This is a genomic window from Pseudomonas fluorescens (assembly GCF_902497875.1).
GTDB classification, from domain to species: Bacteria; Pseudomonadota; Gammaproteobacteria; order Pseudomonadales; family Pseudomonadaceae; genus Aquipseudomonas; species Aquipseudomonas fluorescens_BR.
Genome location: NZ_CABVHY010000009.1, coordinates 61,000 through 86,516 on the forward strand (window position 1 = coordinate 61,000; position 25,517 = coordinate 86,516).

Here is a 25,517-nt window from a genome sequence, read left to right on the forward strand (position 1 = left end):
TGGATCGCCGCCCCTATTCCGCTCGCCACACGCGGGCGGCTGCCGCCTCAGCCCGACCAGAATGAAGCAAATGGTTCATGGCTGGCCTATCCCGTTGAAATTTCCCACGGCTATTTCAGCGCATCGGCACTTCCAAAAAAACCCTGACCTCTCGATCATCACCAATAAAATCAATAGCTTGTCTGACCGGCTAAAACCCCGGGGTCTGGGGGGCTGTTACAAACTAATTCGTTGAAGAATGTTACCGATGAGCACGTAGTGCATCGATTACTAAGGTTTTCTGGCATAATCGCGCCCCCTTACGACCGGGTCAGAAAACCTTCATGATCGATTTATTCAGCGGACTGGATGCTTGGGTGCTTGTGAGCCTCTTGCTCGCCCTGGCCTTTGTCCTCGCCTTCGAGTTCATCAACGGCTTTCATGACACCGCTAACGCGGTGGCCACTGTTATCTACACCAAAGCCATGCCACCCCACCTGGCCGTGTTCTTTTCCGGTGTGTTCAACTTCCTCGGTGTATTACTGGGCGGGGTCGGCGTGGCCTATGCAATCGTCCACCTGCTGCCGGTAGAGCTGCTGATCAATGTGAACACCGGTCACGGGCTGGCGATGGTGTTCTCGTTGCTCGCTGCCGCCATCACCTGGAACCTGGGCACCTGGTACTTCGGTATCCCGGCCTCCAGCTCGCACACCTTGATCGGCTCGATCCTCGGTGTAGGCCTGGCGAATGCGTTGATCAACGACATTCCGCTGGCCGATGGTGTCAACTGGCAGAAGGCGATTGATATCGGTGCCTCGCTGGTGTTCTCGCCGATGGCCGGCTTCCTGGTCGCTGGTCTGGTGCTCGTTGGTCTTAAATGGTGGCGTCCGCTGTCCAAGATGCACAAGACCCCGGACCAGCGCCGCAAGATCGATGACAAGAAGCATCCACCGTTCTGGAATCGCATGGTACTGGTGGTTTCCGCCATGGCGGTGAGCTTCGTGCACGGTTCCAACGATGGCCAGAAAGGCATCGGCCTGATCATGCTGGTATTGATCGGTATAGTCCCGTCGCAGTTCGTGCTCGACCTGACCAGCACCACCTACCAGATCGAACGAACCCGCGATGCGACCTTGCACCTGAGCCAGTTTTATCAGCGCAACAATGCCTCGCTCGGTGAGTTCCTGGCCCTGGGCAAAAGCGTAAAAGGTGACCTGCCGGAGAAATTCCGTTGCAATCCGCAACAGACCGAGCCGACTATTTCCGCGCTCCTCGGCACGCTCAAGGGTGTAGCGGACTATCACTCGCTGCCGGCGGAAAGCCGTATCGAAGTGCGTCGTTACCTGCTCTGCCTGGATGACACGGCGAAGAAAGTCGGCAAGCTGCCGGGCCTGGATGCCCGTGAAAAGGATGACCTGAACAAGCTGCGCAAAGACCTGACCGCGACGACCGAATATGCGCCGTTCTGGGTAATTCTGGCTGTAGCCCTGGCGCTGGGTCTCGGCACCATGGTCGGCTGGAAGCGCGTGGTGCTGACCATCGGTGAGAAGATCGGCAAACAAGGCATGACCTACGCTCAGGGCATGTCGGCCCAGATCACCACCGCCTGCGCCATCGGCATGGCCAACATCTTCAGCCTGCCGGTATCCACCACCCACGTGCTGTCCTCGGGTGTCGCCGGTACCATGGTCGCAAACAAAAGCGGCCTGCAAGGCGGTACCGTGAAGACCATCCTGCTGGCCTGGATCCTGACCCTGCCGGCGACGGTGGGCCTGTCGGCCGGTTTGTTCTGGCTGGCGTCGAAAGTCCTCGGCAGCTGATCCTCAGCCTGTTGCTAAAAAAGGTGCGATCCGCGTGGACCGCACCTTTTTTTATGCCCGCTGGAAATGTGTTCAGCCCCGAAAAGATCGCAGCCTGCGGCAGCTCCTACGGCGCGCAGGCAAAAAAAAAGGCGACCGAAGTCGCCCAAAATGCCTTGCGTGCTCGTGTACCGGAAAGACTTAAGGCTTTTTGCTCTTATGTGCATCTTTCCAGATAAAGAATCCAAACCCTGCGAAAAACGCCACCATGAGGCCGACTGTCAACACTCCGGCGATCACTACGTTGTCGAAAAACATGACTGGCCTCCTGCTCTTGCCCTGTTGCGATAGGGCTAAGTTAACCAATCCGGCTTCGATAAAAATTGACCGGGATCAATAGCGCCCGAAAGAAGAAGTAAAGAAGGGAAATAACTGACCTGCGTCAACGGACGCAGGGGGATTCAACGTTTTTTCGGTTTGTTTTTCGGCTTTTTTTTTGCTTTTCCCAATGGCATGGCCTGCTCGAAAGCCTGGCGCACTTCGTTCAGGCGCTTTTCATTGAGATCATGCACGCGCTTGGCACGTTCGGAATTGAGGTCTATCAGCTTGTCGTCTTGGCTCATGGCGTTGATTGCATCGTCTGGGATTGCGGTCGAATTCAGGCGCAGCAGTCAACCGCACTGCACGCCGGGGTCTGCCCATAATGCGGCGTGATCCCGACGCTGACCAGTCGTCAGCGCGGTGGGTAGCGAACATTTTGCGCCTTGATACCTATAAAGAGCCTGACGCTAAACTTCGACATCCACCCACAACCCCTGGCGCGGCTGATCTTCCATCAGTGGCGCCACGGGCACGGTGTTGTCCGCGTTGAGCTCGTCACCGGGCAGGGCCAGGTGCACTTGCGGGTCGTCATCGGCTTGATGCCGACGTTTGTTGCGTTCCTGCTGGCGTTGCTGCTCTTCACGCAACAACATCGCCGAATGTTCGGCATCGCGCTTTTGCAGGTCGATGGTGCTTTCATTGGAGCTCGGTTGCACCGGCACTACAGGCGGAATATCCGGAGTGGAGCGGACCGGATCCTGCTGAGAAGTGATTGGCACGACACTCAAGGGAAGTATCGGTGGCAGCATAATTATTAGTCTCCTGTCAGCAGGCTGTCGGCTGCCAGGGTGGCGACTTGAGCCGTCGGGCGCAAACTTGTGATCCGCTCATCACCGTAACCCTTTGGTCTGGAGGCCTCGATCCGTTAATATAGTCGGCTTTTTCAAGGCGGGAGTCAGGCAGCATGGCGCAGCAGTATCAACCGGGGCAACGCTGGATTAGTGACAGCGAAGCCGAGCTAGGTTTAGGCACCGTTCTGGCACAGGACGGTCGCTTGCTGACCGTGCTCTATCCGGCCACTGGCGACACTCGTCAGTATGCGCTACGGAATGCGCCCCTCACTCGTGTGCGGTTTTCGCCGGGTGACTCGATCACTCACTTCGAAGGCTGGAAACTGACCGTGCGCGAGGTCGACGATGTCGACGGCCTGCTGGTCTACCACGGGCTCAACGGGCAGAACGACGTGGTTACCCTGCCGGAAACCCAACTGTCGAACTTCATCCAGTTCCGCCTGGCCAGCGACCGGCTGTTCGCCGGGCAGATCGACCCGCTGGCGTGGTTCTCGCTGCGTTACCACACCCTCGAACACACCAGCCGTCAGCTGCAATCCTCGCTTTGGGGCCTGGGTGGCGTACGTGCGCAACCTATCGCTCACCAGTTGCACATCGCCCGCGAAGTGGCCGACCGGATAGCACCCCGGGTTCTGCTGGCTGACGAAGTGGGCCTGGGCAAGACCATCGAAGCAGGCTTGGTGATCCATCGCCAACTGCTCTCCGGTCGCGCCAATCGGGTGCTGATCCTGGTTCCGGAAAACCTCCAGCACCAGTGGCTGGTGGAAATGCGCCGGCGCTTCAACCTGCAGGTTGCCCTGTTCGATGAGGAACGCTTCATCGAAAGCGATGCCGCCAACCCGTTCGAAGACACCCAGCTTGCACTGGTCGCTCTGGAATGGCTGGTGGACGATGAGAAGGCCCAGGACGCGCTGTTCGCTGCCGGCTGGGACCTGATGGTAGTCGACGAAGCGCACCACCTGGTCTGGCATGAAGATCAGGTCAGCGCAGAATATGCACTGGTCGAGCAGCTTGCGGAAGTGATTCCTGGCGTGCTGCTGCTGACCGCGACCCCGGAACAGCTGGGCCAGGACAGCCACTTCGCGCGACTGCGCCTGCTCGACCCGAACCGTTTCCATGACCTGCACGCGTTCCGCGCCGAGAGCGAAAACTATCGCCCGGTGGCCGAAGCCGTTCAGGAGCTGCTGGACCAGGGGCGTTTGTCCCCGGCGGCGCATAAAACCATTCAAGGTTTCCTCGGCGACGAAGGCGAAGCCCTGCTCACCGCCGTCAACGATGGCGACATTGAAGCCAGCGGGCGCCTGGTGCGTGAACTGCTGGACCGCCACGGCACCGGCCGCGTGCTGTTCCGCAACACTCGCGCCGCCGTGCAAGGCTTCCCGGAGCGCAAGCTGCATCCGTACCCGCTGCCGTGCCCGGATGAATACCTCGAGTTGCCGCTGGGCGATCACGCCGAGCTGTACCCGGAAGTCAGCTTCCAGTCCCAGCCGGACGCCAACGAAGAAGAGCGCTGGTGGCGCTTCGACCCTCGCGTCGAGTGGCTGATCGACACGCTGAAGATGCTCAAGCGAACCAAAGTGCTGGTGATCTGCGCCCACGCCGAAACCGCGATGGACCTCGAGGACGCCCTGCGCGTGCGCTCGGGTATCCCGGCCACGGTCTTCCATGAAGGCATGAATATCCTCGAGCGTGACCGCGCCGCTGCCTACTTCGCGGATGAAGAGTTTGGCGCCCAGGTACTGATCTGCTCGGAAATCGGCAGTGAAGGCCGCAACTTCCAGTTCTCCCACCACCTGGTGCTGTTCGATCTGCCGTCGCACCCGGATCTGCTGGAACAGCGTATCGGTCGTCTGGACCGGATCGGTCAGAAACACACTATCGAACTGCACGTGCCGTACCTGGAAACCAGCCCGCAACAACGCTTGTTCCAGTGGTACCACGAGGCACTGAATGCGTTCCTCAACACCTGCCCGACCGGCAACGCCCTGCAACATCAATTCGGCCCGCGCCTGTTGCCGCTGTTGGAAAGCGCCGACGACGGTGAATGGCAAGCCCTGATCGACGAAGCGCGCAGCGCCCGTGAGCATCTGGAAAGCGAGCTGCACAGCGGTCGTGACCGCTTGTTGGAACTCAACTCCGGCGGTGCCGGCGAAGGTGATGCGCTGGTCGAGGCGATCCATGAACAGGACGATCAGTTCGCCCTGCCGATCTACATGGAAACCCTGTTTGACGCCTTTGGTATCGACAGCGAAGACCACTCGGAAAACGCCTTGATCCTCAAGCCGAGCGAAAAAATGCTCGACGCCAGCTTCCCGCTGGGCGACGACGAAGGCGTCACCATCACCTACGATCGCAATCAGGCGCTGTCTCGCGAAGACATGCAGTTCATCACCTGGGAGCACCCCATGGTGCAGGGTGGCATGGACCTGGTGCTGTCTGGTTCGATGGGCAACACCGCCGTCGCACTGATCAAGAACAAGGCGCTCAAACCCGGGACCGTGTTGCTGGAATTGCTTTACGTCAGTGAAGTGGTCGCCCCGCGCTCGCTGCAGCTGGGTCGTTATCTGCCACCGGCCGCCCTGCGCTGCCTGCTCGATGCCAATGGCAACGACCTGTCGACCCGGGTCTCCTTCGAGACCTTGAACGACCAGCTCGAAAGCGTGCCACGGGCCAGCGCCAACAAGTTCATCCAGGCCCAGCGCGATCAGTTGACACCGAAGATCAACGCCGGCGAAGCGAAGATCGCCCCACGCCACGCCGAGCGGGTGGCCGAAGCTCAACGCCGCCTGGCCGCCGACACCGACGAAGAACTGGCGCGCCTGACCGCCTTGCAAGCGGTCAACCCGACCGTGCGCGACAGCGAGCTGATCGCCCTGCGCCAGCAACGCGAGCAAGGCTTGGCCATGCTCGACAAAGCGGCTTTGCGCCTGGAAGCGATAAGGGTGTTGGTAGCGGGCTGATTGCCGCTCCCCCTTGAGAAAAAAGGCCCGCGCAATGCGGGCCTTTTTTCTTACCACTGAAAACCATCAGTGTGAGGAAGATCGCCAAGATCGCAGCCTGCGGCAGCTCCTACAGAATTTGTGTCCACCCGCAACTTCGCGGGTGTGCAGGATCACTGTAGGAGCTGCCGCAGGCTGCGATCTTTTGATCTTAAGCAGTCACCACCGGAATCCCCGGCTCAACAGCAACCAGCCCTTCCTTCATCCGCTGCGCATCCCGAACGAAACAACGCGAAGCCTGGAACAGGAACAGCATAGTCAGGAACAACGCCACCGGGATCAGGTACATCGCATCGTGCAGGCCAACGGCCTTGAATGCTTCAGTCATCTGCTCGGCGCCGGCCGCAAGCATCGCGGTATGTGCGAAGTGATCGGACAGAGCACCCACCACAATCGGCCCCATCCCACCACCCAACAGATACAGCCCGGCAAAGAACAACGCCATGGCGGTGGCCCGCAAGCGTGGCTCGACCACGTCCTGAATCGCCGTGTAGACGCAGGTATAGAAGTTGTAGGCAAACAACCAGCCCAGGCTGAACACCGCGACAAACACTCCGATCTCGATCCGCCCGGCATGCAACGCCCACGCGGTGGTCAGGGTCGAAATGATCAGGCTGCCGGCGGCAAACAGCAGTCGACCGTTAGCCACTCGCTGGTGAATCTTGTCGGCAACCCAGCCGCCAAGGGTCAAGCCGATCAGCCCGGTCACGCCAACGATCACCCCGGTCGCCACTGCCGCTTCCTGCAAGGGCATCAGGAAATAGCGCTGCAGCATCGGCACCAGAAAAGAGTTACAGGCATAGGTGGCGAAGTTGAAGGTCAGCCCCGCCAACACCAGCCACAGGAAGGTCGGGATCGCCAGCACCCGGCGAATCGGTCGATCGACCCGCTCCTGGGAGATCTGGACGGTTTCCGCCGCGCCGCGCTTCGGCTCCTTGATAAAGAACATGAACACCGCCAACAGCAATCCCGGTACCGCAGCGATAAAAAACGGGGCGCGCCAACTGTCGAACGCCTGGACCATCGCGCCAATGGTAAAAAACGCCAGCAGCAGGCCCAGCGGCAACCCGAGCATGAAGATGCCCATGGCCCGTGCCCGTCGGTGGGCTGGAAACAGGTCGCCGATCAGCGAGTTGGCGGCCGGTGCATAGCTGGCCTCGCCAATACCTACGCCCATGCGCACCAGCAGAAAGCCCCAGAAGCTGCCCACCAGGCCATTGACCGCGGTCAGCCCGCTCCACGCCGCCAGGCCCCAGCCCATCAGTTTGCTGCGAGAGCCGGTGTCGGCCATCCGCCCCAGCGGCAGCCCGGCGATGGCGTAAACAATGGTAAAAGCGGTGCCGATGATGCCGATCTGGAAGTCACTCAGGTGCCATTCCATCCGGATCGGCTCAATGATGATGGCCGGAATGGTGCGATCGAAAAAGTTGAACAGGTTGGCCAGAAACAGCAGGAACAGAATGCGCCAGGCATTCGCCGCTTGGTTCGAGTTCTGCATAGTCCGTCTCTTTTATTGTTATTGGGGCGTGGCTGCCACCCGGAATCAGCAATCTAGTCAGAGCCGTCCGGCCTGTCTGTAATAATTCGTAAAGCTGATAACCCCTCATGGAGACCGGCGCGGGCGCTGAGTCACTTTTGGTTCTAAGCGCACTCGGGGTCATTGCCAAATCATTGACATTAATGTGCCATCACCGTTTGCAGTCCACATACGCCCTCTATACTCCAACCACTCATCATCCCTAATGGCACTGTGCGCTGAATGACTCAGAGACGGAGCTTGCTATGGATTGGCTTGGTTTGCATTTTGTTACCGAGCTTCCAGAGAGCGGACAGGTTGTACTCGATTGCAGTCATAACCCCTTTCTGGTGCTGGGGGCCGGGATCGTCAGCACGCACTTCACCGGCATGTGGTCAATGACCCTGGTACTGCCCGCCGGCAACCTTGAGCAACTCCCTGCCGACAACAACCACATGCAATTGGGGCTGACCATCGCTGTCATCACCTTGTTGATCATCGGCAGCAGTATCAGCACGGCAATGGCCGATAAGAAACTGCAAAACAAGGAGCACGATCTGCGCCGGGTCAACGCGCTGCTCAGCCAACTGGATCAAAGGCGCGACCCGCAGCCATGACGATGTGGTTGCGCGCTTTGGCGGTGACGAGTTCTGCATCCTGATCAACCTCCACGATCGTGATGAAGCACGACTCATGGCGCTACGGATCATGCAAAAAATGAAGGAGCCCATCGAGCTGGCCGGGCGGCGCATGGTCATGACCACCAGTATCGGCATCAGCGTGTTTCCCGACGATGGCAAGACCTGCGAGGAACTGCTGAAGAACGCTGATCTGGCGCTTTATCAATCCAAAGGCAACGGTCGTAACGGCCTGCATTTTTTCAGTCCCAACCTGAAAACCAAGGCCACCCTCGAACTGCAACTCGAAGAGGAGTTGCGCAACGCATTGCGCGGTGAAAGCGGGCTGATGCTCTATTACCAACCGATCCTGGACTTGAAAAGCGGCCAGGTGACCAAGCTTGAAGCCTTGGTGCGCTGGCAACATCCGACCCACGGCTTGCTGGTGCCCGATCGGTTTATCGGTATTGCCGAAGCCAACGGGTTGATTGCTGAACTGGATCATTGGGTGCTGCGCAAAGCCTGCGAGGACCTGAGCACGCTTTCTCGGCAGGGGTGTTCAACGCTGAAAATCGCGGTGAACTGTTCGGCCCTCAACCTGGCACGCGAAGAACTCCCCGATGAAATCGAAAGCGTCGAGCAATACGATTTCCTCAAGCTCTTCGGCAGTGATTTCGTTCAAGGCTATTTGCTCAGCCCGCCGGTCCCGCTCGATGAGTTGCATCCGGTCCTGAACGAAATCAACCAGCGTAGACAGCCCACCCCGATGGCTATCAGTTTTCTGGGCATCGCCCACGGTACAGATGGACCAATGTCGAGGGATCTTTTTCTTGATAACCCTGGCCGCTATGCAGGCGCATCAATTGAGCAGCCAGTCCGCTGATGGGCGTGGCCGAGCCTTGCTCGCGGGAAAATTTCACCGCCGCGTCCAGGTCCTTGAGCAAGGTGCGCACATGCCACTTTACCGGTTCGAAACGTCTTTCGGCCATTTGCGGGGCGAGAATCTGCAGCGGTCTGGAATCGGCAAACCCACCGGCCAGTGCCTCGGCAAGCAGTTTCGCATCGACGCCTGAACGCTCAGCCAGGGCCACCACCTCGGCGATCACCAGCGCATTGCACGCGACGATCATCTGATTGCAGGTTTTGGTCACCTGCCCTGCCCCCACCGCGCCCATGTGCGTGACCCGCTGCCCCAGATTCAGAAGGACAGGCCGCACACGCTCGACATCCGTCGCGAGCCCGCCAACCATGATCGCCAGGCTGCCGGATTCGGCTCCTGCGGTGCCGCCAGAGACCGGTGCATCAAGCCAGCCCATCCCCGTATCACTGAGTAACTGCGCGGCCATCTCGCGGGTTGCGGTCGGCTCCAGACTGGAAAAGTCCACCAGCAATTTCCCGGCCGTTGCACCCTGCGCCACACCCTCCGTACCGAATACCACCTCTCGCACGACCGCCGTATCGGCCAGACACAGCATCACCACATCGGCCTGTTGGCACAGTTCCGCGGGGGTGGCCACTTGCCGCGCTCCGGCCTCGACCAGCGTCGCGCACTTTTGCGGATTGCGATTCCAGACCGTCAACGAATAGCCCGCAGCCAGCAGGCGGCGGCACATTGGCAAGCCCATCAAACCGATGCCGGCAAAGGCCAAAGAAGGTAATGCAGCATTCATGACTCACTCCTGCCGAATTAAAGAACGTCGAATATTGGCCGATTCATTCTGATTCAGGAAAGGATTCCCCCTAGCGACCCCTAAGGTTAAACCCTATCGCTCGGGCCCATATCGCACTGTAAAGTCGCGAGATCCCATTCCGTGATGGCTTGATGATATCTCGTCACCGAGCCGACCAGTCCAAGTACATGGCGCACAATGACTTCTAAAAATATCCCTGCCAACGCGATATCCGAACTGACACTGACCTCCCCGGATAAACCCTCAGGCTCGAAGCCATTGACCAGCTCGCCGCCGCTTGCCAGCCAGCAGTACCTGTACTTCACCGAGACCAACACCGATCGCATCCTCGAAAACCTCGATGGCCTGCGCGACATGGTGTTCCCCCGCGCGCCGCACCTGGAAGACGACAGCGAAATGCGCCGCGACCAGGAATTTCCTTCGGTCTGCCTGATCGGCCTGGGTCGCTGCGGATCGAACATCGCGCTGGACGTGGCGGAGCTGGTGTACAACGCCCGCAAGTTCTACCTGAACGAATTCAACACCGACGAAAAGCCCTACGCCGACAAGGGCTACAGCCCTGCACAGTGGATTCGCAACAACCTGCGCCTGGGCGCCGGCAAGGCCAGTAAACCGGTGTTCCTGGTCGAGCCTTTAGTGATGTTGGGCGACCTGGACAAAGACATTGCCGGTCGCATCCGTTTTTCCCGCAAAGGCGAAAAAAGCGGTTTCCTGCGCGACTACAGCAAAATGAAAATCATGGACCTTTCGGAAGTCCATGCCGGGGGGGCGGGTAACGCGCCGATCCTCGGCCAGTATCTGGCGAAGATCATTCTCAACAAGGATACCCAGCGCTTTTCCAGCCCGGACTGGAAGATGATCCACTCCTACCTGATCGATTCCTGCGGGATCAAGGCCAACCAGTCACGGCTGTACTTCTCGATCTTCAGTGCCGGCGGCGGTACCGGTTCGGGCATGGCCTCGGAGTTCGGCCTGGCACAGCAATACTCGTACATGAACAAGACGTTCGACACCAAACCGATGGACGAACATGACAGCAAGAGCGGCCACGCTTTCGTTTTCGAACCGATCTTCACCAGCGGCATTTGTGTACTGCCGAACATTTCCGATCATCGCAGCGAAATGTCTGAAGCGCTGCACATCAACGCCGGTCGTTTGCTCTGCAAGTACCTCTCGGAAGAATGGGACTTCTCCTATAACTTCGACAACGAAGACAGCAGCGAAGCCAGCGTCATGGGCCGAATCCGTCCCTGGAACGCGATGATGCTGATCTCCAACGACATCATGCGTTACGCCGAAGAGAGCGATGACGGCAACATCCAGAACATTGATGTCAATGCCATGGAAAAGCACGCCAACCAGTACATCTCACAACAGATCTTCAACATCCTCACCGCGCAGGCGGTGACCACCGACTACGACCAGAACTATTTCCGTCGAGCCGGTATCGACATCGGCGAAACCATTCGCCTGGACGCCAACGACCTGTTCATGAGTCTGGCCGGCCCGGTAGCGATTGCCTACGCGGAATCCGTGGTACCAGAAACGCCGGCACCGTCGGGTGACAAGTTCAAAGTCTTCGAGAAAGAGCCGCAACGGCTGAACATCGACGACCTGTTCTTCCGCTCCATCGACCTGCCGCACTTCAACAAGGTGACCCAGGCCATCGAAGGCATCAGCCTGCTGCCGATCGAGTCCAAGCGCTACCGTGCGGCCCTGGAGCAATACAAGGCCTCGGGCTACGACGCTGCGGCTCTGCATGATCTGCACTTCTTCAAGAACTGCTCGTCGGTGGTGTCGATCGTCTCCTTGCCCAAGGACTACAAGCTGTCGTACATGGACCTGAACCGACTGAAGACTCACCTCAACAGCCTGTTCCCCAATACCACGCTCAAGCGTTATGCCCTGGTGATCGGCGCTTCGGCGAACCTGTCGCTGACCACCTTGATTGCCAAAAGTCCGTGCCTCTCCGACGACTTCCTGACCCTGATCGTGGCGTTCATCAAGCGCTGCTTTGCGCGTACCCCGTACCGCTTCGACGAGACGCTGGACAACTCGATCCTCGACTTCATCATCAATGACGAGTTCGACGAAGGCCTCATCGACGAATTGCTCAACGAGTTCGAAAACCCGGCGAAGATCCTCGACACCAACTGGTACGCGATCAAGCCGATGTATGAGAAGAAGTATCGCGAGCTGATCAACGACAAGGACAAGTTCGTCTCGATCAACGACATCCGCCTGTCTCGCGATTGCGTGAAAAAGGCCGTCAAATACTTGCGCGAGATCTATCGCCACCGCATCGGCAAGACCAAGGTTATTTCGTTGAATAACCATACGGGCAAGACGGCTTTTTAAGTCGGTGTGAGCCTGAAAAGATCGCAGCCTGCGGCAGCTCCTACGGTCTTCTGTTCACCTGATAACCCGAGGCGACACAGAGCTAGTGTAGGAGCTGCCGCAGGCTGCGATCTTTTGACGTTTATTCACAATCAGAAACAATTCAGCGGCCAATTCGCCACCCGCTCAACTGTTCCCGTTACGCGAACGTCACCCTCGCCTTTTTCAGGCTGTGGCCTTTCTCTACGGCACCGTGCCATCACTCTGATTGCGGTTACTCGCCTACACACTTTTTTCGCCGAGCAGTTGCACCTTATTGGTGCAACCACTCAAACCTGAGCCCTTTCCTGGATCAGAATCCACGGCGAAACCACCACTGCCCAGAGCTGCGGATCACGTTCAACAAGATCCTGCGCCCGCGGCGCAGACACCTTGGCAAGTTCATCGGTGGCCAACCAGGCAGCCACTTTCTCGGCCTGGTTCTCGGCCACGGCTTGTGCTGCTTCGATCAAATCCAGAGAGGCGTCGACCCACAATAGGGCACCCTTGGCAAAGAACGGCTCAAGCTCCTTCCAGGTAATAGATGCGGTTTCACCAAGCAGCTTGGCATAGAGGGTGCTAGGTTCTTGGTTCATGGGTCTCACCAGAAAAGAAATTGACGCAATGATAACGTCGGTGGTCCGGTAGAAAAACCCAGCTACAAATGAGTGATTGATACAAAAGTTCAGGAAAGCCAAGGATTGTCTGCTGAATTCAGGTCAGACCCGCCGCAATTCTGTCTTTTTCTTTCAATTAAGCGACACCCCCGGGTTTTGCCCCCAGCAGCCAGCTTTTCAAGCGAACGACCGGCGCTCTACACTGTACCGGTACAGTTGTCAGGGGCATTTCCGGAAAGAGACTTACGTCATCTGATCCGGTTCTGAAGCTTTGGCTACCAGGACTATAAAAATTACAACAGTAAGAGTGGAGCACTATGAATAAGGCTACTAAGCAGATTTCCAAACTGTTTGCCGCTATGGTTCTGGCCGGGGTTGCCAGCCATTCGTTCGCAGCTGACACCATCACCATCGGCATTGCCGGCCCGAAAACCGGCGCTGTGGCGCAATATGGCGACATGCAGTTCAGTGGCGCGAAAATGGCCATCGAGCAGATCAACGCCAAAGGCGGAGTCGCTGGCAAGCAACTCGTCGCCAAAGAATACGATGATGCCTGCGATCCAAAACAAGCCGTAGCCGTAGCCAACAAAGTCGTCAACGACGGCGTCAAGTTCGTGATTGGTCACCTGTGCTCCAGCTCCACTCAACCGGCTTCGGACATCTACGAAGACGAAGGGATCATCATGATCACTCCGGCTGCCACCAGCCCGGACATCACTTCCCGCGGTTACAAAATGATCTTCCGTACTATCGGTCTGGACAGCGCCCAGGGCCCTGCCGCCGGTAACTTCATCGCCGATCACGTCAAACCGAAAGTCGTTGCCGTCATCCACGACAAGCAGCAATACGGTGAAGGCATCGCTACCGCGGTGAAGAAAACCCTCGAAGGCAAAAACGTCAAGGTTGCCGTGTTCGAAGGTATCAACGCCGGTGACAAAGACTTCTCCTCGATGATCGCCAAGCTCAAGCAAGCCAACGTCGACTTCGTCTACTACGGCGGCTACCACCCGGAGCTGGGTCTGATCCTGCGTCAGGCCAAGGAAAAAGGCCTGAAAGCCGGCTTCATGGGCCCGGAAGGCGTGGGTAACGCTTCGATCTCGCAAATCGCCCAGGACGCTTCCGAAGGCCTGCTGGTGACTCTGCCGCAATCCTTCGACCAGCTTCCTGAAAACAAAGCCCTGGTAGAAGCCTTCAACGCGAAGAAAGAAGACCCGAGCGGCCCATTCGTGTTCCCGGCCTACGCTGCGGTCCAAGTGATTGCCGGCGGTATCGAAAAAGCCAAGAGCGAAGACACTGCCAAAGTGGCCGAAGCCATCCATGCCGGTACCTTCAAGACGCCAACCGGCGACCTGAGCTACGACAAGAATGGTGACCTCAAAGACTTCAAATTCGTGGTCTACACCTGGCACAAAGACGGCACCAAAACCGAAGCCAAGTAATTACTTAGCTTGAGCCAAAGCCCACTGCGCGAGCCGTGGGCTTTGTTTTACGAGGTAATGGGCCGTGCATCCGTGATCCGGAAGCCTCCCCACCTGAAAATCTCAAAACCGTCATCAGCGGTTCGCTGGCAAAACTCAGGTTCCAGGTGGATACAGGTCCACAGGGCATGAGCGGGAAAATGACTCGACCAGTGAAATGCGTATCAGGTTTTTAGGAGCGCTGTAATGCCTGACATCTATCACTTCTTCCAACAGCTGGTTAACGGTCTGACCGTTGGCAGCACCTATGCCCTGATCGCCATCGGCTATACGATGGTTTACGGCATTATTGGAATGATCAACTTCGCCCACGGCGAGGTGTACATGATTGGTTCCTACGTGGCTTTTATCGCCCTTGCCGGGCTGGCTGCGTTTGGTTTGGAAAGCCTGCCGCTGTTGATGACCGCAGCCTTCGTTGCGAGCATCGTCGTCTGCAGTGCCTACGGCTACAGTATCGAACGGATCGCCTACCGCCCCTTGCGTGGCAGTAACCGCCTGATCCCGCTGATCTCGGCCATCGGCATGTCGATTTTCCTGCAGAACACGGTTCTGCTCTCGCAAGACTCCAAGGACAAATCCATCCCCAACCTGATCCCGGGCAATATCAGCTTCGGTCCAGGTGGTGCACATGAAGTGCTGATCTCGTACATGCAAATCATGGTGTTTGTCGTCACGCTGATCGCCATGCTCGCATTGACCTTCTTCATCTCCCGTTCGCGTCTGGGCCGTGCCTGCCGCGCTTGCGCCGAAGACATCAAGATGGCCAACCTGCTGGGCATCAACACCAACAACATCATTGCCCTGACCTTCGTCATCGGTGCTGCGCTGGCCGCGATCGCTGCGGTTCTGCTGAGCATGCAGTACGGGGTGATCAACCCGAACGCCGGCTTCATGGCCGGGCTAAAAGCCTTCACCGCGGCTGTTCTGGGCGGTATCGGCAGCATCCCCGGCGCAATGCTCGGCGGGCTGGTGCTGGGTGTGGCTGAAGCCTTTGGTGCCGATATTTTCGGCGACCAATACAAGGACGTCGTCGCGTTCGCCTTGTTGGTACTGGTGCTGCTCTTCCGGCCAACCGGTCTGCTGGGTCGTCCGGAGATTGAAAAAGTATGACTAGGAATCTTAAATCGGCGTTCTTCAGCGCCCTGCTGGTCTGGGCGGTTGCCTATCCGGTGCTCGGCCTCAAGCTGACCATCGTCGGTATCAACCTTGCCGTCCACAACACCAGCCCCGTCACGCTGTTCATCATCGCGACCTGTTCGGTGCTGATGTTCCTGCGGGTATTGTTCAACACGCAGATCAGCGCGGCCTGGAAGTCCTCGCCGAGCATGCCGCTGATCCCGGCCAAGGCCAGTAACTTCCTGACCTTGCCGTCGACCCAGCGCTGGATCATTCTCGGCCTGATCATGATTGCCCTGGTGTGGCCGTTCTTCGGTTCGCGCGGCGCGGTGGATATCGCCACGCTGATCCTGATCTACGTGATGCTCGGCCTTGGGTTGAACATCGTGGTCGGTCTGGCCGGGCTGCTCGATCTGGGCTACGTCGGTTTCTATGCCGTCGGCGCCTACAGCTATGCGCTGATGTCGCATTACTTCGGCTGGAGCTTCTGGATGTGCCTGCCGATTGCCGGGTTGATGGCGGCCACTTTCGGCTTCCTGCTCGGTTTCCCGGTGCTGCGCCTGCGCGGTGACTATCTGGCGATCGTGACCCTGGGTTTCGGTGAAATCATTCGCCTGTTGCTGCGTAACATGACCGAGCTCACTGGCGGCCCGAACGGCATCAGCAACATCGAGAAACCAACCCTCTTCGGCCTGTCCTTCGATCGCACGGCCGCAGAAGGCATGCAGACCTTCCACGAGTATTTCGGCCTGCCATACAACTCGATCAACAAGGTGATTTTCCTTTACCTGATCGCGTTGGTGCTTGCGCTGTGCGCCCTGTACATCATCAACCGCTTGCTGCGCATGCCGATCGGCCGTGCCTGGGAAGCGCTGCGTGAAGACGAAATCGCTTGCCGTGCCTTGGGCCTGAACCCGACCGTGATCAAACTCTCGGCCTTTACCCTGGGTGCCAGCTTCGCCGGTTTTGCCGGCAGCTTCTTCGCCGCGCGCCAAGGCCTGATCACTCCGGAGTCGTTCAACTTTCTGGAGTCGGCGACTATCCTCGCCATCGTTGTATTGGGTGGCATGGGCTCGCAATTGGGGGTAATCCTCGCCGCGATCGTGATGATCCTGCTGCCCGAGCTGATGCGTGACTTCAGCGAATACCGCATGTTGATGTTCGGCGCCTTGATGGTGCTGATGATGATCTGGCGCCCACAAGGTCTGCTGCCCATGCAACGTCCTCACCTGGAGCTGCGCAAATGAGCCGCGAGATCCTGAAAGTAACTGACCTGAGCATGCGCTTCGGCGGCTTGCTGGCGGTCAATGGCGTGGCCCTGACCGTCAAGGAAAAACAGGTTGTGTCGATGATCGGCCCCAACGGCGCCGGCAAGACCACCGTGTTCAACTGCCTGACCGGGTTCTACCAGCCCACCGCCGGCACCATTGTGCTGGACGGCGAGGAGATCCAGGGCTTGCCGGGCCATAAGATCGCCCATAAAGGCGTAGTCCGGACCTTCCAGAACGTGCGCCTGTTCAAGGACATGACCGCGGTCGAGAACCTGTTGATCGCCCAACACCGTCACTTGAACACCAACTTCCTGGCCGGTCTGTTCAAGACTCCGGCGTTCCGCAAAAGCGAGAGCGACGCGATGGACTACGCTGCGTACTGGCTGGACAAGGTCAACCTGACCCAATTCGCCAACCGTCCGGCTGGTACCCTGGCCTACGGGCAGCAACGTCGCCTGGAAATCGCTCGCTGCATGATGACCCGCCCGCGGATCCTCATGCTCGACGAACCGGCCGCCGGCCTGAACCCGAAGGAAACCGAAGACCTCAAGGTGCTGATCGGCGTCTTGCGTGAGGAACACAACGTCACCGTGCTGCTGATCGAACACGACATGAAACTGGTCATGAGCATTTCCGACCACATTTTCGTGATCAACCAGGGCACGCCTCTGGCCAACGGCACGCCGGAACAGATCCGCGACAATCCTGAAGTGATCAAAGCCTATCTGGGGGAAGCGTAAATGCTGCAATTCGAAAACGTTTCCACCTTCTACGGCAAGATCCAGGCGCTGCACGGCGTCAACGTCGAAGTCCGCCAAGGCGAGATCGTGACGTTGATCGGTGCCAACGGCGCGGGTAAGTCCACCCTGCTGATGACGCTTTGCGGTTCGCCGCAAGCCCATAGCGGCAGCATCCGCTACATGGGCGAAGAGCTGGTAGGCCAGGACTCCTCGCGGATCATGCGCAAGAGCATCGCCGTGGTGCCGGAAGGTCGCCGGGTGTTCGCTCGCCTGACCGTGGAGGAAAACCTCGCCATGGGCGGTTTCTTCACCGACAAGGGCGACTTTCAGGAGCAGATGGACAAGGTGCTGCAGCTGTTCCCGCGGCTCAAGGAACGCTTCACCCAACGCGGCGGCACCATGTCCGGCGGCGAACAGCAGATGCTCGCCATCGGCCGGGCGCTGATGAGCAAGCCCAAGCTGTTGCTGCTCGACGAGCCGTCGCTGGGTCTGGCACCGATCATCATTCAACAGATCTTCGACATCATCGAACAGCTGCGTCGCGATGGCGTAACGGTGTTCCTGGTGGAGCAGAACGCCAACCAGGCGCTGAAAATCGCCGACCGTGCCTACGTACTGGAAAACGGTCGGGTAGTGATGCAAGGCACTGGTGAAGACTTGCTGACTGATCCAAAAGTGCGCGAAGCCTATCTGGGCGGTTAAGCACTCGCTTCAAAAGAAACGGCCATCGGGCCGTTTTTTTTGGCCAGCACAAATGTGCATATGGATGGGCATTTGTGGCGAGGGGGCATGCCCTAATGCCCGTAGCAGCTGGCGAAGCCTGCGTTCGGCAGCTGCTACAGGCGATCCAGGGCCTCGCCACTGCGCTTGAACCAATCGATCAGGTAATCCGCCAGCACCTGCGTGCGCTTGGGTAGGCCGCCCTGATAGGGATGTACCAGGTACATCGGCATGCTGCGGGTCTGATAGTTACGCAGCAACCAGCGTAGACGGCCATCGGCCAGTTCCGTATGCAGCAGGTAGGAAGGCAGCCGAGCAATACCGGCACCGACCAGCGCGGCTTTCTTCAGCAGGTTGTAATGGTTACTGGCAAACGGCCCCGAGACGCGGACCCGGAGCAACTCATGCTGCTGGTGGTAGAGCCATTCTTCACGGCCGCTGTAATGGCTGTTGAGCAGACAGCGGTGTCCGGCCAGATCTGCTGGCGTTTGTGGCTCGCCGTACTGTTCAAGGTACGCCGGGCTGGCGCAGGTCATTTCATGCCAGGCCAGCAGCGGTTTGGCCACCAGTCGCTCATCGTTGGCTACCTCCGAGCGAATCGCCAGATCGAAGCCATCGCGGGACAAATCGCGGTAGCTGTTGTTCAACTCCAGTTCGATCTGCACTTCGGGATATTGCCGAGAAAACTCCAGCAATAAACCATCGAAGAAGGTCTCGCCGAGGGACACCGGTACGGTCATGCGCACCGGACCGACCATGTCGTCCTTCAAGCGGGCCAGGGCCTGGCGCGCTCGCTCGAGCTGCACCCCCAGCGCCTGGGCTTGCGGCAGCAGCGCCGCACCCGCTGCCGTCAGACTCAGGCGGCGGGTAGTGCGTTGCAACAGCACCACGGCAAATCGGGCCTCCAACTGACTGATGCGCTTGGACAATTGTCCCTTGCTGCACCCCAGTTGCTGCGCCGCCAGGGTAAAACTGCCAGCCTCGATCAGCACCGCGAACGCCGCCAGATCATCCATCTCACTCATGGATTGTTTCCATTTAAAAACCAAAGGTTGCCTATTAGCGCGCTTATCAATGGAAAAAACCACTCTAGACTGAAACCTCATTCAACCGCTCGAGGAACAGCACGATGAAAATTCTTTTGATTGGCGCAAACGGCACCATAGGTTCAGCCGTTGATCGCGAGCTGGCGCCGCGGCATGAAATCATCCGGATCGGCCGTAAAAGCGGTGACTTCCAGGTGGATATCAGCGACAGCGCTTCGATCCGCAAACTGTTTGAACAGACCGGAAAATTCGACGCGCTGATCTGCGCCGCCGGTAACGTCAACTTCGTCCCCCTGGCCGAGATGACCGAGAAAGATTTTGCCCTGGGCCTGCAAGACAAGCTGATGGGCCAGGTCAACCTGCTGCTGATCGGTCGCGAGTTCGCCAATGACGGCGCGTCGTTCACCTTCACCACCGGCGTCCTTAGCCATGACCCTATTCGCACCGGCAGTTCCGCCGCACTGGTCAACGGCGCCATCGACAGCTTCGTCCGGGCTGCCGCCATCGAATTGCCACGCGGATTGCGCGTCAACTCGGTGAGCCCGAACGTACTGGTCGAAGCCATGGGCAGCTATGCGCCGTACTTCCGTGGATTCAAACCGGTTCCAGCCATTGATGTAGCGCTTGCGTACGCGAAAAGTGTGGAAGGCTTGCAGACGGGGCAGACGTTTCACGTCGGCTGATGCCTTCGAGCATCAACCCCGGGCGCGCAAAAACAGGGTCATTCGATTAGCGTGGGCAAAAGGTCACGGGCAACCTCTCGTGACATCGAAACCCTGAGCTGCGCGCCCAGCTCAGATTGCACGGTCGCCGTGTTAATCCGCTGGCCATTGATCAGCAAGGTCAATGGCTGCTTCATCGACTCACGGCTGATCTTTTGTATTCGCTCGGCTGCTTGAGGAGTGAGTGTGACGTTCAACATCACCAGTTCGGGGTTGGGACCGTGGATATCCTTTAACACCAGGTCCATTTTGATAAAGTCCGAGGCCGACAAAAAATTGATCTCGGCAGCCTGAACGGGCATCGCGCCCATCATGACCAGTAACAACACAACCCATTTCCAACCCATTGGCATTTTCTATCCATCGCAGTCATAAAAAAGCTTTCGAAGCTTAGCTTCTGCGCCAAGCTGATGCTCTTCGGTTAATGCTCAGAATGTTTCTGAAAGTTCGTAGGCCAATGCCGGTCTTGTGATGCTCCGCCAGCCTGCGTAACGTGACGGCACTTGTCAGGAGACCACTCGATGCGTGCTGCCCGTTCCATAGCGATTCTTGCCCTGCTGCCGCTGTTCGCCGGCTGCCAGATGTTCAGCAGTCAACCTGCAACCCCCTCCAAGGCAGGGTTGACCCGCCTGCAGGGTGAACTCAGCGCCGCCGATGGCAAATTGCTGTTCCAGCCGTGCCAGGACACTCGTCGCTATGTGGTGAATGACACCGGCGGCACTAGTGTCTTGCAGGAAACAGCGGATCTGTCCGACAAGCCCGGCAAGATTTTCGCCGACCTGCGCGGCAAGTTATCCGCCGCCGCTGCCGGCACCGAAGGTCAGGTTGATGTGCAGCAGCTCTATCGGCTCGAACATTCGAACACTGCCTGCGACGACCCGGAATTCAAGCGCATGATTCTGCGTGCCAGTGGCCATAAGCCGGAGTGGAGCCTCAAGGTCAGCGGCAAGGGCCTGGTCCTGGAGCGCGAAGGCCAGCCCCCCTTGGCGGTGCCTTACCTGGAGGAACAATTGGGTGAAGGGCGTTTCAACCTTGCCACCGAAGCCAATGGCCAGCACGTCGAGCTCTGGGCGGTGCCCCAGCGTTGCGTCGACAACGTCACCGGTAGCGTGCAACACATGAGCGCTGAACTGCGGGTCAATGGCCGGGTACAGCGTGGTTGCGCCTCGTTCGGCGGTTCGCGGGACGACTGATTCGACGAACCGGTTGTTTTAGCCTCACGGAAAACCACCGTTGGGGCTTATAATCGCCGGTTCTGTAAAACTGCCTGCGCACTTAACTGCGCCGCATATCGGACCTTGTCATGTTACGAATCACTGAACTCAAGCTGCCCATCGACCATCCCGAAGAAGACCTGCGGCCTGCCATTGTGCAGCGCCTGGGCATCGCCAGTGATGACCTGCTCGATTTCACCTTGTTCAAGCGCAGTTACGACGCGCGCAAGAAGTCTTCCGAACTGTGCTTCATCTACACCATCGACCTCAGCGTGCGCGATGAGGCGAAGTTGCTGCACAAGTTCGCCGACGACCGCAACGTCAACCCGGCGCCGGATGTCAGCTACAAGGTCGTTGGCCAGGCCCCCCAGGACCTGAGCGAGCGGCCGATCGTGGTCGGCTTCGGCCCGTGCGGGATCTTCGCCGGGTTGTTGCTGGCACAGATGGGCTTCAAGCCGATCATTCTCGAGCGTGGCACCGAAGTGCGCCAGCGCACCAAGGACACCTGGGGCCTGTGGCGCAAAAACGTGCTCAACCCTGAATCGAATGTGCAGTTCGGTGAAGGCGGCGCGGGCACTTTCTCCGACGGCAAGCTTTACAGCCAGATCAAGGATCCGAAACATCACGGCCGCAAGGTCCTGCATGAGTTCGTCAAGGCTGGTGCGCCGGAAGAAATCCTCTACGTCAGCAAGCCGCATATCGGCACGTTCCGCCTGACTGGGGTGGTCGAGAACATGCGCCATCAGATCGAAGCCCTGGGCGGCGAAGTGCGCTTCCAGCAGCGGGTGACCGATGTGCTGATCGAAGACGGCCAGTTGAAGGGCATAGAGTTGGCCAGCGGTGAGCAGATCCATTCCCGGCATGTGATCCTTGCCCTTGGCCACAGCGCCCGGGACACCTTCCGCATGCTTCACGGTCGCGGCGTGTATATGGAAGCCAAGCCGTTCTCGGTGGGTTTCCGCATCGAACATCCGCAATCGCTGATCGACAGCGCGCGCCTGGGCAAATACGCCGGTCACCCGAAACTCGGAGCGGCCGACTACAAACTGGTGCACCACGCCAAGAACGGCCGCTCGGTCTACAGCTTCTGCATGTGCCCGGGCGGCACAGTGGTGGCCGCAACGTCCGAGCCGAACCGAGTGGTCACCAACGGCATGAGCCAGTACTCACGCAACGAGCGCAACGCCAACTCGGGGATCGTGGTCGGTATCACCCCGGAAGTGGATTATCCGGGTGGTCCATTAGCCGGTATCGAGTTGCAGGAACGCCTCGAGTCCCACGCTTTCATCCTTGGCGGCAGCAACTACGAAGCCCCGGCGCAATTGGTCGGCGACTTCATCGCCGGCAAGCCGTCCACCGCGCTGGGCAGCGTCGAGCCGTCTTACAAGCCGGGTGTGGCACTGGGTGATCTGGCGCTGGCTTTGCCGGACTACGCCATCGAAGCCATTCGCGAAGCCTTGCAGGCGTTCGAGAAGCAGATCAAGGGTTACTCCCTGCACGACGCCGTGCTGACCGGGATCGAAACCCGCACCTCATCGCCATTGCGGATTACCCGTAATGAAACGATGCAGAGCCTGAACGTCAAAGGCCTGTTCCCGGCCGGCGAAGGCGCAGGTTACGCCGGCGGGATTCTGTCGGCGGGTGTCGACGGGATCCGCATCGCCGAAGCGCTGGCGCGGGATATGCTCGGGATTGAGGCTTAACGCTCAAGATCAAAAGATCGCAGCCTGCGGCAGCTCCTACAGGATGTACGCATTCGGCGTAGGAGCTGCCGCAGGCTGCGATCTTTTTGGGCATACCGAAAAATCCGGTCTGTCAGATCCCCGCGCGCAACACGCTGGCTGGCAACGCTTCACCGCGCTCGACACTGGCCGCGACCGCGCCGATCAAGCCACTCAACTCATACCCCTGGGCTTTCAGCCAATCCTCGTCGTAGTAGGTGGTCGCATAGCGCTCACCGCCATCACACAGAATCGCCACGATCGACCCCGACTCCCCCGCCTCGACCATCTGCCGGGCCGCAATCAAGGCGCCGATCAGATTGGTACCGCTGGAACCGCCCACGCGCCGTCCCAGACGCCGTGCCAGGTAATGCATGGCCGCCAGGGACAAGGCATCCGGTACTTTGATCATTGCATCGATGACCTTGGGCAAAAACGACGCCTCGACCCGTGGCCGACCGATGCCTTCGATCCCCGACCCACAGTCCAGACGCAGGCTGGCGTCACCGCTCTGGTAATAGTCAAAAAACACCGAACGCTCGGGATCTGCGCACAGTACCCGGGTGCAATGCTGGCGGTAACGTACATAACGCCCGAGGGTCGCCGTGGTGCCGCCGGTGCCGGGGCTGGAAATCAGCCAGCTCGGCTCCGGGTGACGCTCGAAGCGCAGTTGCTGGAAAATCGACTCGGCGATGTTGTTGTTCGCGCGCCAGTCAGTGGCGCGCTCGGCGTAGGTGAACTGATCCATGAAGTGCCCGCCGCTTTCGCGGGCCAGGCGTTCGGACTCGGCATAAATCTGCGTCGGGTCGTCGACCAGATGGCTGTTGCCGCCGTAGAAGGCGATTTGCGCGATCTTTTCCTGAGAGGTGGTGGCGGGCATCACCGCAATAAACGGCAAGCCCAGCAATCCTGCAAAATACGCCTCGGAAATCGCCGTCGAACCACTGGATGCCTCGATCACTGGCGCGCCCGGCTTGAGCCGGCCGTTACACAGCGCATAGAGGAACAACGAGCGCGCCAGGCGATGTTTCAGGCTACCGGTGGGGTGACTGGACTCATCCTTGAAGTACAGCTCGATACCCGGCAGGCCCGGTAGGGACAAGGGGATCAAATGAGTATCGGCGCTGCGCTGGAAATCGGCCTCGATGATGCGGATGGCTTCGCGGGCCCACTGTCGGTTGTCGCTCATGATTGGTTTCTCTATGAAGCGGGCACGCTCGAAGGCGCTGACGATCTGGCTGCGCCATTGGCGCTGGACCCTACCGAAAAAGGAAATTCACGGGCCAGGCCGCAAGGGATTACACCTCAATCTTAGGAAATTTCCTACGCAACGCAAAGATACAGCCACGTCTCAATTAGACACACAACTGCTAGGCTCCTTGGCAACTCGGGACTCGCCCACACATATAACAAAATAGAATATAACTTTTGTTTTAACAACTAACAGTACGGGTTAGGGTGTGCCACCTTTTGGATATCTGATGGAGAGCGACCTTGCCTCTGCGTAGCACTTTCACGCGCTTCTTTCAGTTGGAAGCTGCCAGCGGTCTGTTATTGATCGCCGCTGCAGCCCTGGCTTTGATCATCAACAATTCACCGCTGTCCTGGCTTTACAACGGTCTGCTGGACACCCCCGTGGTCGCACAGATCGGCGCCTTGAAAATCGCCAAACCCTTGCTGTTGTGGATCAACGACGGCCTGATGGCGATGTTCTTCCTGCTGATTGGCCTGGAAGTCAAACGCGAACTCCTCGAAGGCCATCTGTCGAAGCCTTCGCAGATCGTCCTGCCGGGCGCTGCGGCCATCGGCGGCATGGTCGTGCCGGCGTTGATCTACTGGTTCCTCAACAAGGACGACCCGGCGGCGTTGGGCGGTTGGGCCATTCCGATGGCCACCGACATCGCGTTCGCCCTGGGCGTACTCGCCCTGCTGGGCAAACGCGTACCGGTCTCGTTGAAACTGTTCCTGATGACCCTGGCGATCATCGACGACCTCGGCGCAATCATCGTCATCGCGATCTTCTACTCAGGCGCACTGTCCACGCTGTCACTCATGCTGGCGGCGGCATGTCTGGTGGCACTGGTAGCGATGAACCGGCTCGGCGTGGTGAAACTCGGGCCGTACATGATCATCGGCCTGATCCTCTGGGTCTGTGTGCTCAAGAGCGGAGTCCATGCGACCCTGGCCGGTGTGACGCTGGCGTTCTGCATTCCGCTGCGCACCAAAAACGCCGAACCTTCGCCCCTGCTGAGCCTGGAACACGCGCTGCATCCTTGGGTGGCGTTCGGCATTCTGCCGCTGTTCGCCTTCGCCAATGCCGGGGTATCGCTGGCCGGCGTCAATCTCGAAAGCTTCACTCACCATGTGCCAATGGGCATCGCCGCAGGCTTGCTGCTGGGCAAAACAGTCGGCGTCTTCGGCCTGACCTGGCTGGCTGTCAAGATCGGCATCGCCGCCCTCCCCACCGGGGCGAACTGGGGTCAGGTGTTCGGCGTGGCGATCCTCTGCGGGATCGGCTTCACCATGAGTCTCTTTGTCGGGTCCCTGGCATTTATTCCGGGCAGTAGCGATTACGCCGGGATGGATCGCATGGGCATCCTCACCGGCTCCATACTCGCCGCGCTGATCGGCTATGCCGTGACCGCTGCGGCCAGTCGCAAGAGCGCCTCGCAGCATTTGTAAACGTCGACGGTTTCACCGGCGCAAAATACAAAACCCCGACC

General features: G+C 58.8%; 21 protein-coding genes and 1 pseudogene. 13 read left to right on the forward strand and 9 right to left on the reverse strand.

What is annotated here, in order from left to right; all coding sequences use genetic code 11:
- Positions 1-323: 323 nt before the first annotated feature.
- The gene (locus F8N85_RS10735; RefSeq protein ID WP_150803600.1) at positions 324-1,799 is read left to right on the forward strand and encodes an inorganic phosphate transporter; all 1,476 of its coding nucleotides are present in this window, start codon (positions 324-326) and stop codon (positions 1,797-1,799) included.
- A gap of 180 nt (positions 1,800-1,979) precedes the next feature.
- Here the strand turns inward: F8N85_RS10735 and ccoM are convergent, their stop codons facing one another.
- From ccoM to F8N85_RS10740, 3 genes are all read right to left on the reverse strand, one after another.
- Positions 1,980-2,096: a cytochrome c oxidase subunit CcoM gene (ccoM, locus tag F8N85_RS35570; RefSeq protein ID WP_318183215.1), complete on the reverse strand. Its 117-nt coding sequence runs from the start codon at positions 2,094-2,096 to the stop codon at positions 1,980-1,982.
- A 143-nt stretch (positions 2,097-2,239) separates the two neighbouring features.
- On the reverse strand, positions 2,240-2,401 hold the full coding sequence (locus F8N85_RS34530; RefSeq protein ID WP_007935839.1) for a hypothetical protein: 162 nt from the start codon (positions 2,399-2,401) through the stop codon (positions 2,240-2,242).
- Positions 2,402-2,566: 165 nt separating this feature from the next.
- A complete protein-coding gene (locus F8N85_RS10740) occupies positions 2,567-2,908 on the reverse strand; it encodes an aspartate-semialdehyde dehydrogenase (protein ID WP_150803601.1) in 342 nt (113 codons plus the stop codon).
- A 155-nt stretch (positions 2,909-3,063) separates the two neighbouring features.
- Between F8N85_RS10740 and rapA the strand changes: the two genes are divergently transcribed.
- Positions 3,064-5,910 (forward strand): RNA polymerase-associated protein RapA, encoded by a 2,847-nt coding sequence (rapA, locus tag F8N85_RS10745; protein ID WP_150803602.1) that lies wholly within the window; start codon positions 3,064-3,066, stop codon positions 5,908-5,910.
- A 190-nt stretch (positions 5,911-6,100) separates the two neighbouring features.
- Here the strand turns inward: rapA and F8N85_RS10750 are convergent, their stop codons facing one another.
- Positions 6,101-7,447: a spinster family MFS transporter gene (locus F8N85_RS10750; RefSeq protein ID WP_150803603.1), complete on the reverse strand. Its 1,347-nt coding sequence runs from the start codon at positions 7,445-7,447 to the stop codon at positions 6,101-6,103.
- Between the two features lie 365 nt (positions 7,448-7,812).
- Between F8N85_RS10750 and F8N85_RS10755 the strand changes: the two are divergent.
- Positions 7,813-8,965, forward strand: a pseudogene (locus F8N85_RS10755) (EAL domain-containing protein); the annotation flags it as partial.
- Here the strand turns inward: F8N85_RS10755 and F8N85_RS10760 are convergent.
- Positions 8,856-9,752, reverse strand: coding sequence for an NAD(P)-dependent oxidoreductase (locus F8N85_RS10760; protein ID WP_150803604.1), 897 nt, complete (start codon positions 9,750-9,752; stop codon positions 8,856-8,858). The pseudogene F8N85_RS10755 and the gene F8N85_RS10760 overlap by 110 nt on opposite strands.
- Before the next feature lie 198 nt (positions 9,753-9,950).
- Here F8N85_RS10760 and F8N85_RS10765 point away from each other — a divergent pair, with 198 nt between their 5' ends.
- A complete protein-coding gene (locus F8N85_RS10765; RefSeq protein WP_150803605.1) occupies positions 9,951-12,131 on the forward strand; it encodes a hypothetical protein in 2,181 nt (726 codons plus the stop codon).
- 308 nt (positions 12,132-12,439) lie between these two features.
- Here F8N85_RS10765 and F8N85_RS10770 read toward each other — a convergent pair whose 3' ends face one another.
- The gene (locus F8N85_RS10770; protein ID WP_150803606.1) at positions 12,440-12,745 is read right to left on the reverse strand and encodes a DUF2288 domain-containing protein; all 306 of its coding nucleotides are present in this window, start codon (positions 12,743-12,745) and stop codon (positions 12,440-12,442) included.
- 338 nt (positions 12,746-13,083) lie between these two features.
- On the opposite strand from F8N85_RS10770, the gene F8N85_RS10775 reads away from it, so the two are divergent.
- The 5 genes from F8N85_RS10775 to F8N85_RS10795 all read left to right on the forward strand — a co-directional run bounded on the left by F8N85_RS10775 (position 13,084) and on the right by F8N85_RS10795 (position 18,073).
- Positions 13,084-14,205: a branched-chain amino acid ABC transporter substrate-binding protein gene (locus F8N85_RS10775; protein ID WP_150803607.1), complete on the forward strand. Its 1,122-nt coding sequence runs from the start codon at positions 13,084-13,086 to the stop codon at positions 14,203-14,205.
- Positions 14,206-14,430: 225 nt separating this feature from the next.
- Positions 14,431-15,354: a high-affinity branched-chain amino acid ABC transporter permease LivH gene (gene livH, locus F8N85_RS10780; protein ID WP_150803608.1), complete on the forward strand. Its 924-nt coding sequence runs from the start codon at positions 14,431-14,433 to the stop codon at positions 15,352-15,354.
- Entirely contained in the window at positions 15,351-16,607 is a 1,257-nt protein-coding gene (locus F8N85_RS10785; protein ID WP_150803609.1) for a high-affinity branched-chain amino acid ABC transporter permease LivM, read from the forward strand. Before livH ends, F8N85_RS10785 begins: the two co-directional genes overlap by 4 nt.
- A complete protein-coding gene (livG, locus tag F8N85_RS10790) occupies positions 16,604-17,371 on the forward strand; it encodes a high-affinity branched-chain amino acid ABC transporter ATP-binding protein LivG (RefSeq protein WP_150803610.1) in 768 nt (255 codons plus the stop codon). Before F8N85_RS10785 ends, livG begins: the two co-directional genes overlap by 4 nt.
- Positions 17,372-18,073, forward strand: coding sequence for an ABC transporter ATP-binding protein (locus F8N85_RS10795; protein WP_150803611.1), 702 nt, complete (start codon positions 17,372-17,374; stop codon positions 18,071-18,073).
- A 134-nt stretch (positions 18,074-18,207) separates the two neighbouring features.
- Here F8N85_RS10795 and F8N85_RS10800 read toward each other — a convergent pair whose 3' ends face one another.
- Positions 18,208-19,116, reverse strand: a complete 909-nt coding sequence (locus F8N85_RS10800) for a LysR family transcriptional regulator (RefSeq protein WP_150803612.1) — start codon at positions 19,114-19,116, stop codon at positions 18,208-18,210.
- Positions 19,117-19,220: 104 nt separating this feature from the next.
- On the opposite strand from F8N85_RS10800, the gene F8N85_RS10805 reads away from it, so the two are divergent.
- Complete coding sequence (locus F8N85_RS10805; RefSeq protein WP_150803613.1) at positions 19,221-19,820, forward strand: short chain dehydrogenase; 600 nt, start codon at positions 19,221-19,223, stop codon at positions 19,818-19,820.
- Positions 19,821-19,858: 38 nt separating this feature from the next.
- Here F8N85_RS10805 and F8N85_RS10810 read toward each other — a convergent pair whose 3' ends face one another.
- Positions 19,859-20,206, reverse strand: a complete 348-nt coding sequence (locus F8N85_RS10810; protein WP_150803614.1) for a hypothetical protein — start codon at positions 20,204-20,206, stop codon at positions 19,859-19,861.
- Between the two features lie 174 nt (positions 20,207-20,380).
- Between F8N85_RS10810 and F8N85_RS10815 the strand changes: the two genes are divergently transcribed.
- On the forward strand, positions 20,381-21,052 hold the full coding sequence (locus tag F8N85_RS10815) for a COG3650 family protein (protein ID WP_150803615.1): 672 nt from the start codon (positions 20,381-20,383) through the stop codon (positions 21,050-21,052).
- A 110-nt stretch (positions 21,053-21,162) separates the two neighbouring features.
- Positions 21,163-22,776 carry an NAD(P)/FAD-dependent oxidoreductase gene (locus F8N85_RS10820; RefSeq protein ID WP_150803616.1) on the forward strand — a complete coding sequence of 538 codons (1,614 nt, stop codon included), beginning with the start codon at positions 21,163-21,165 and terminating at the stop codon, positions 22,774-22,776.
- Between the two features lie 112 nt (positions 22,777-22,888).
- Here the strand turns inward: F8N85_RS10820 and F8N85_RS10825 are convergent, their stop codons facing one another.
- A complete protein-coding gene (locus F8N85_RS10825; protein ID WP_191636162.1) occupies positions 22,889-23,986 on the reverse strand; it encodes a PLP-dependent cysteine synthase family protein in 1,098 nt (365 codons plus the stop codon).
- Positions 23,987-24,288: 302 nt separating this feature from the next.
- Between F8N85_RS10825 and nhaA the strand changes: the two genes are divergently transcribed.
- Positions 24,289-25,476, forward strand: coding sequence for a Na+/H+ antiporter NhaA (nhaA, locus tag F8N85_RS10830; RefSeq protein ID WP_150803618.1), 1,188 nt, complete (start codon positions 24,289-24,291; stop codon positions 25,474-25,476).
- The last annotated feature ends 41 nt before the right edge of the window (positions 25,477-25,517 follow it).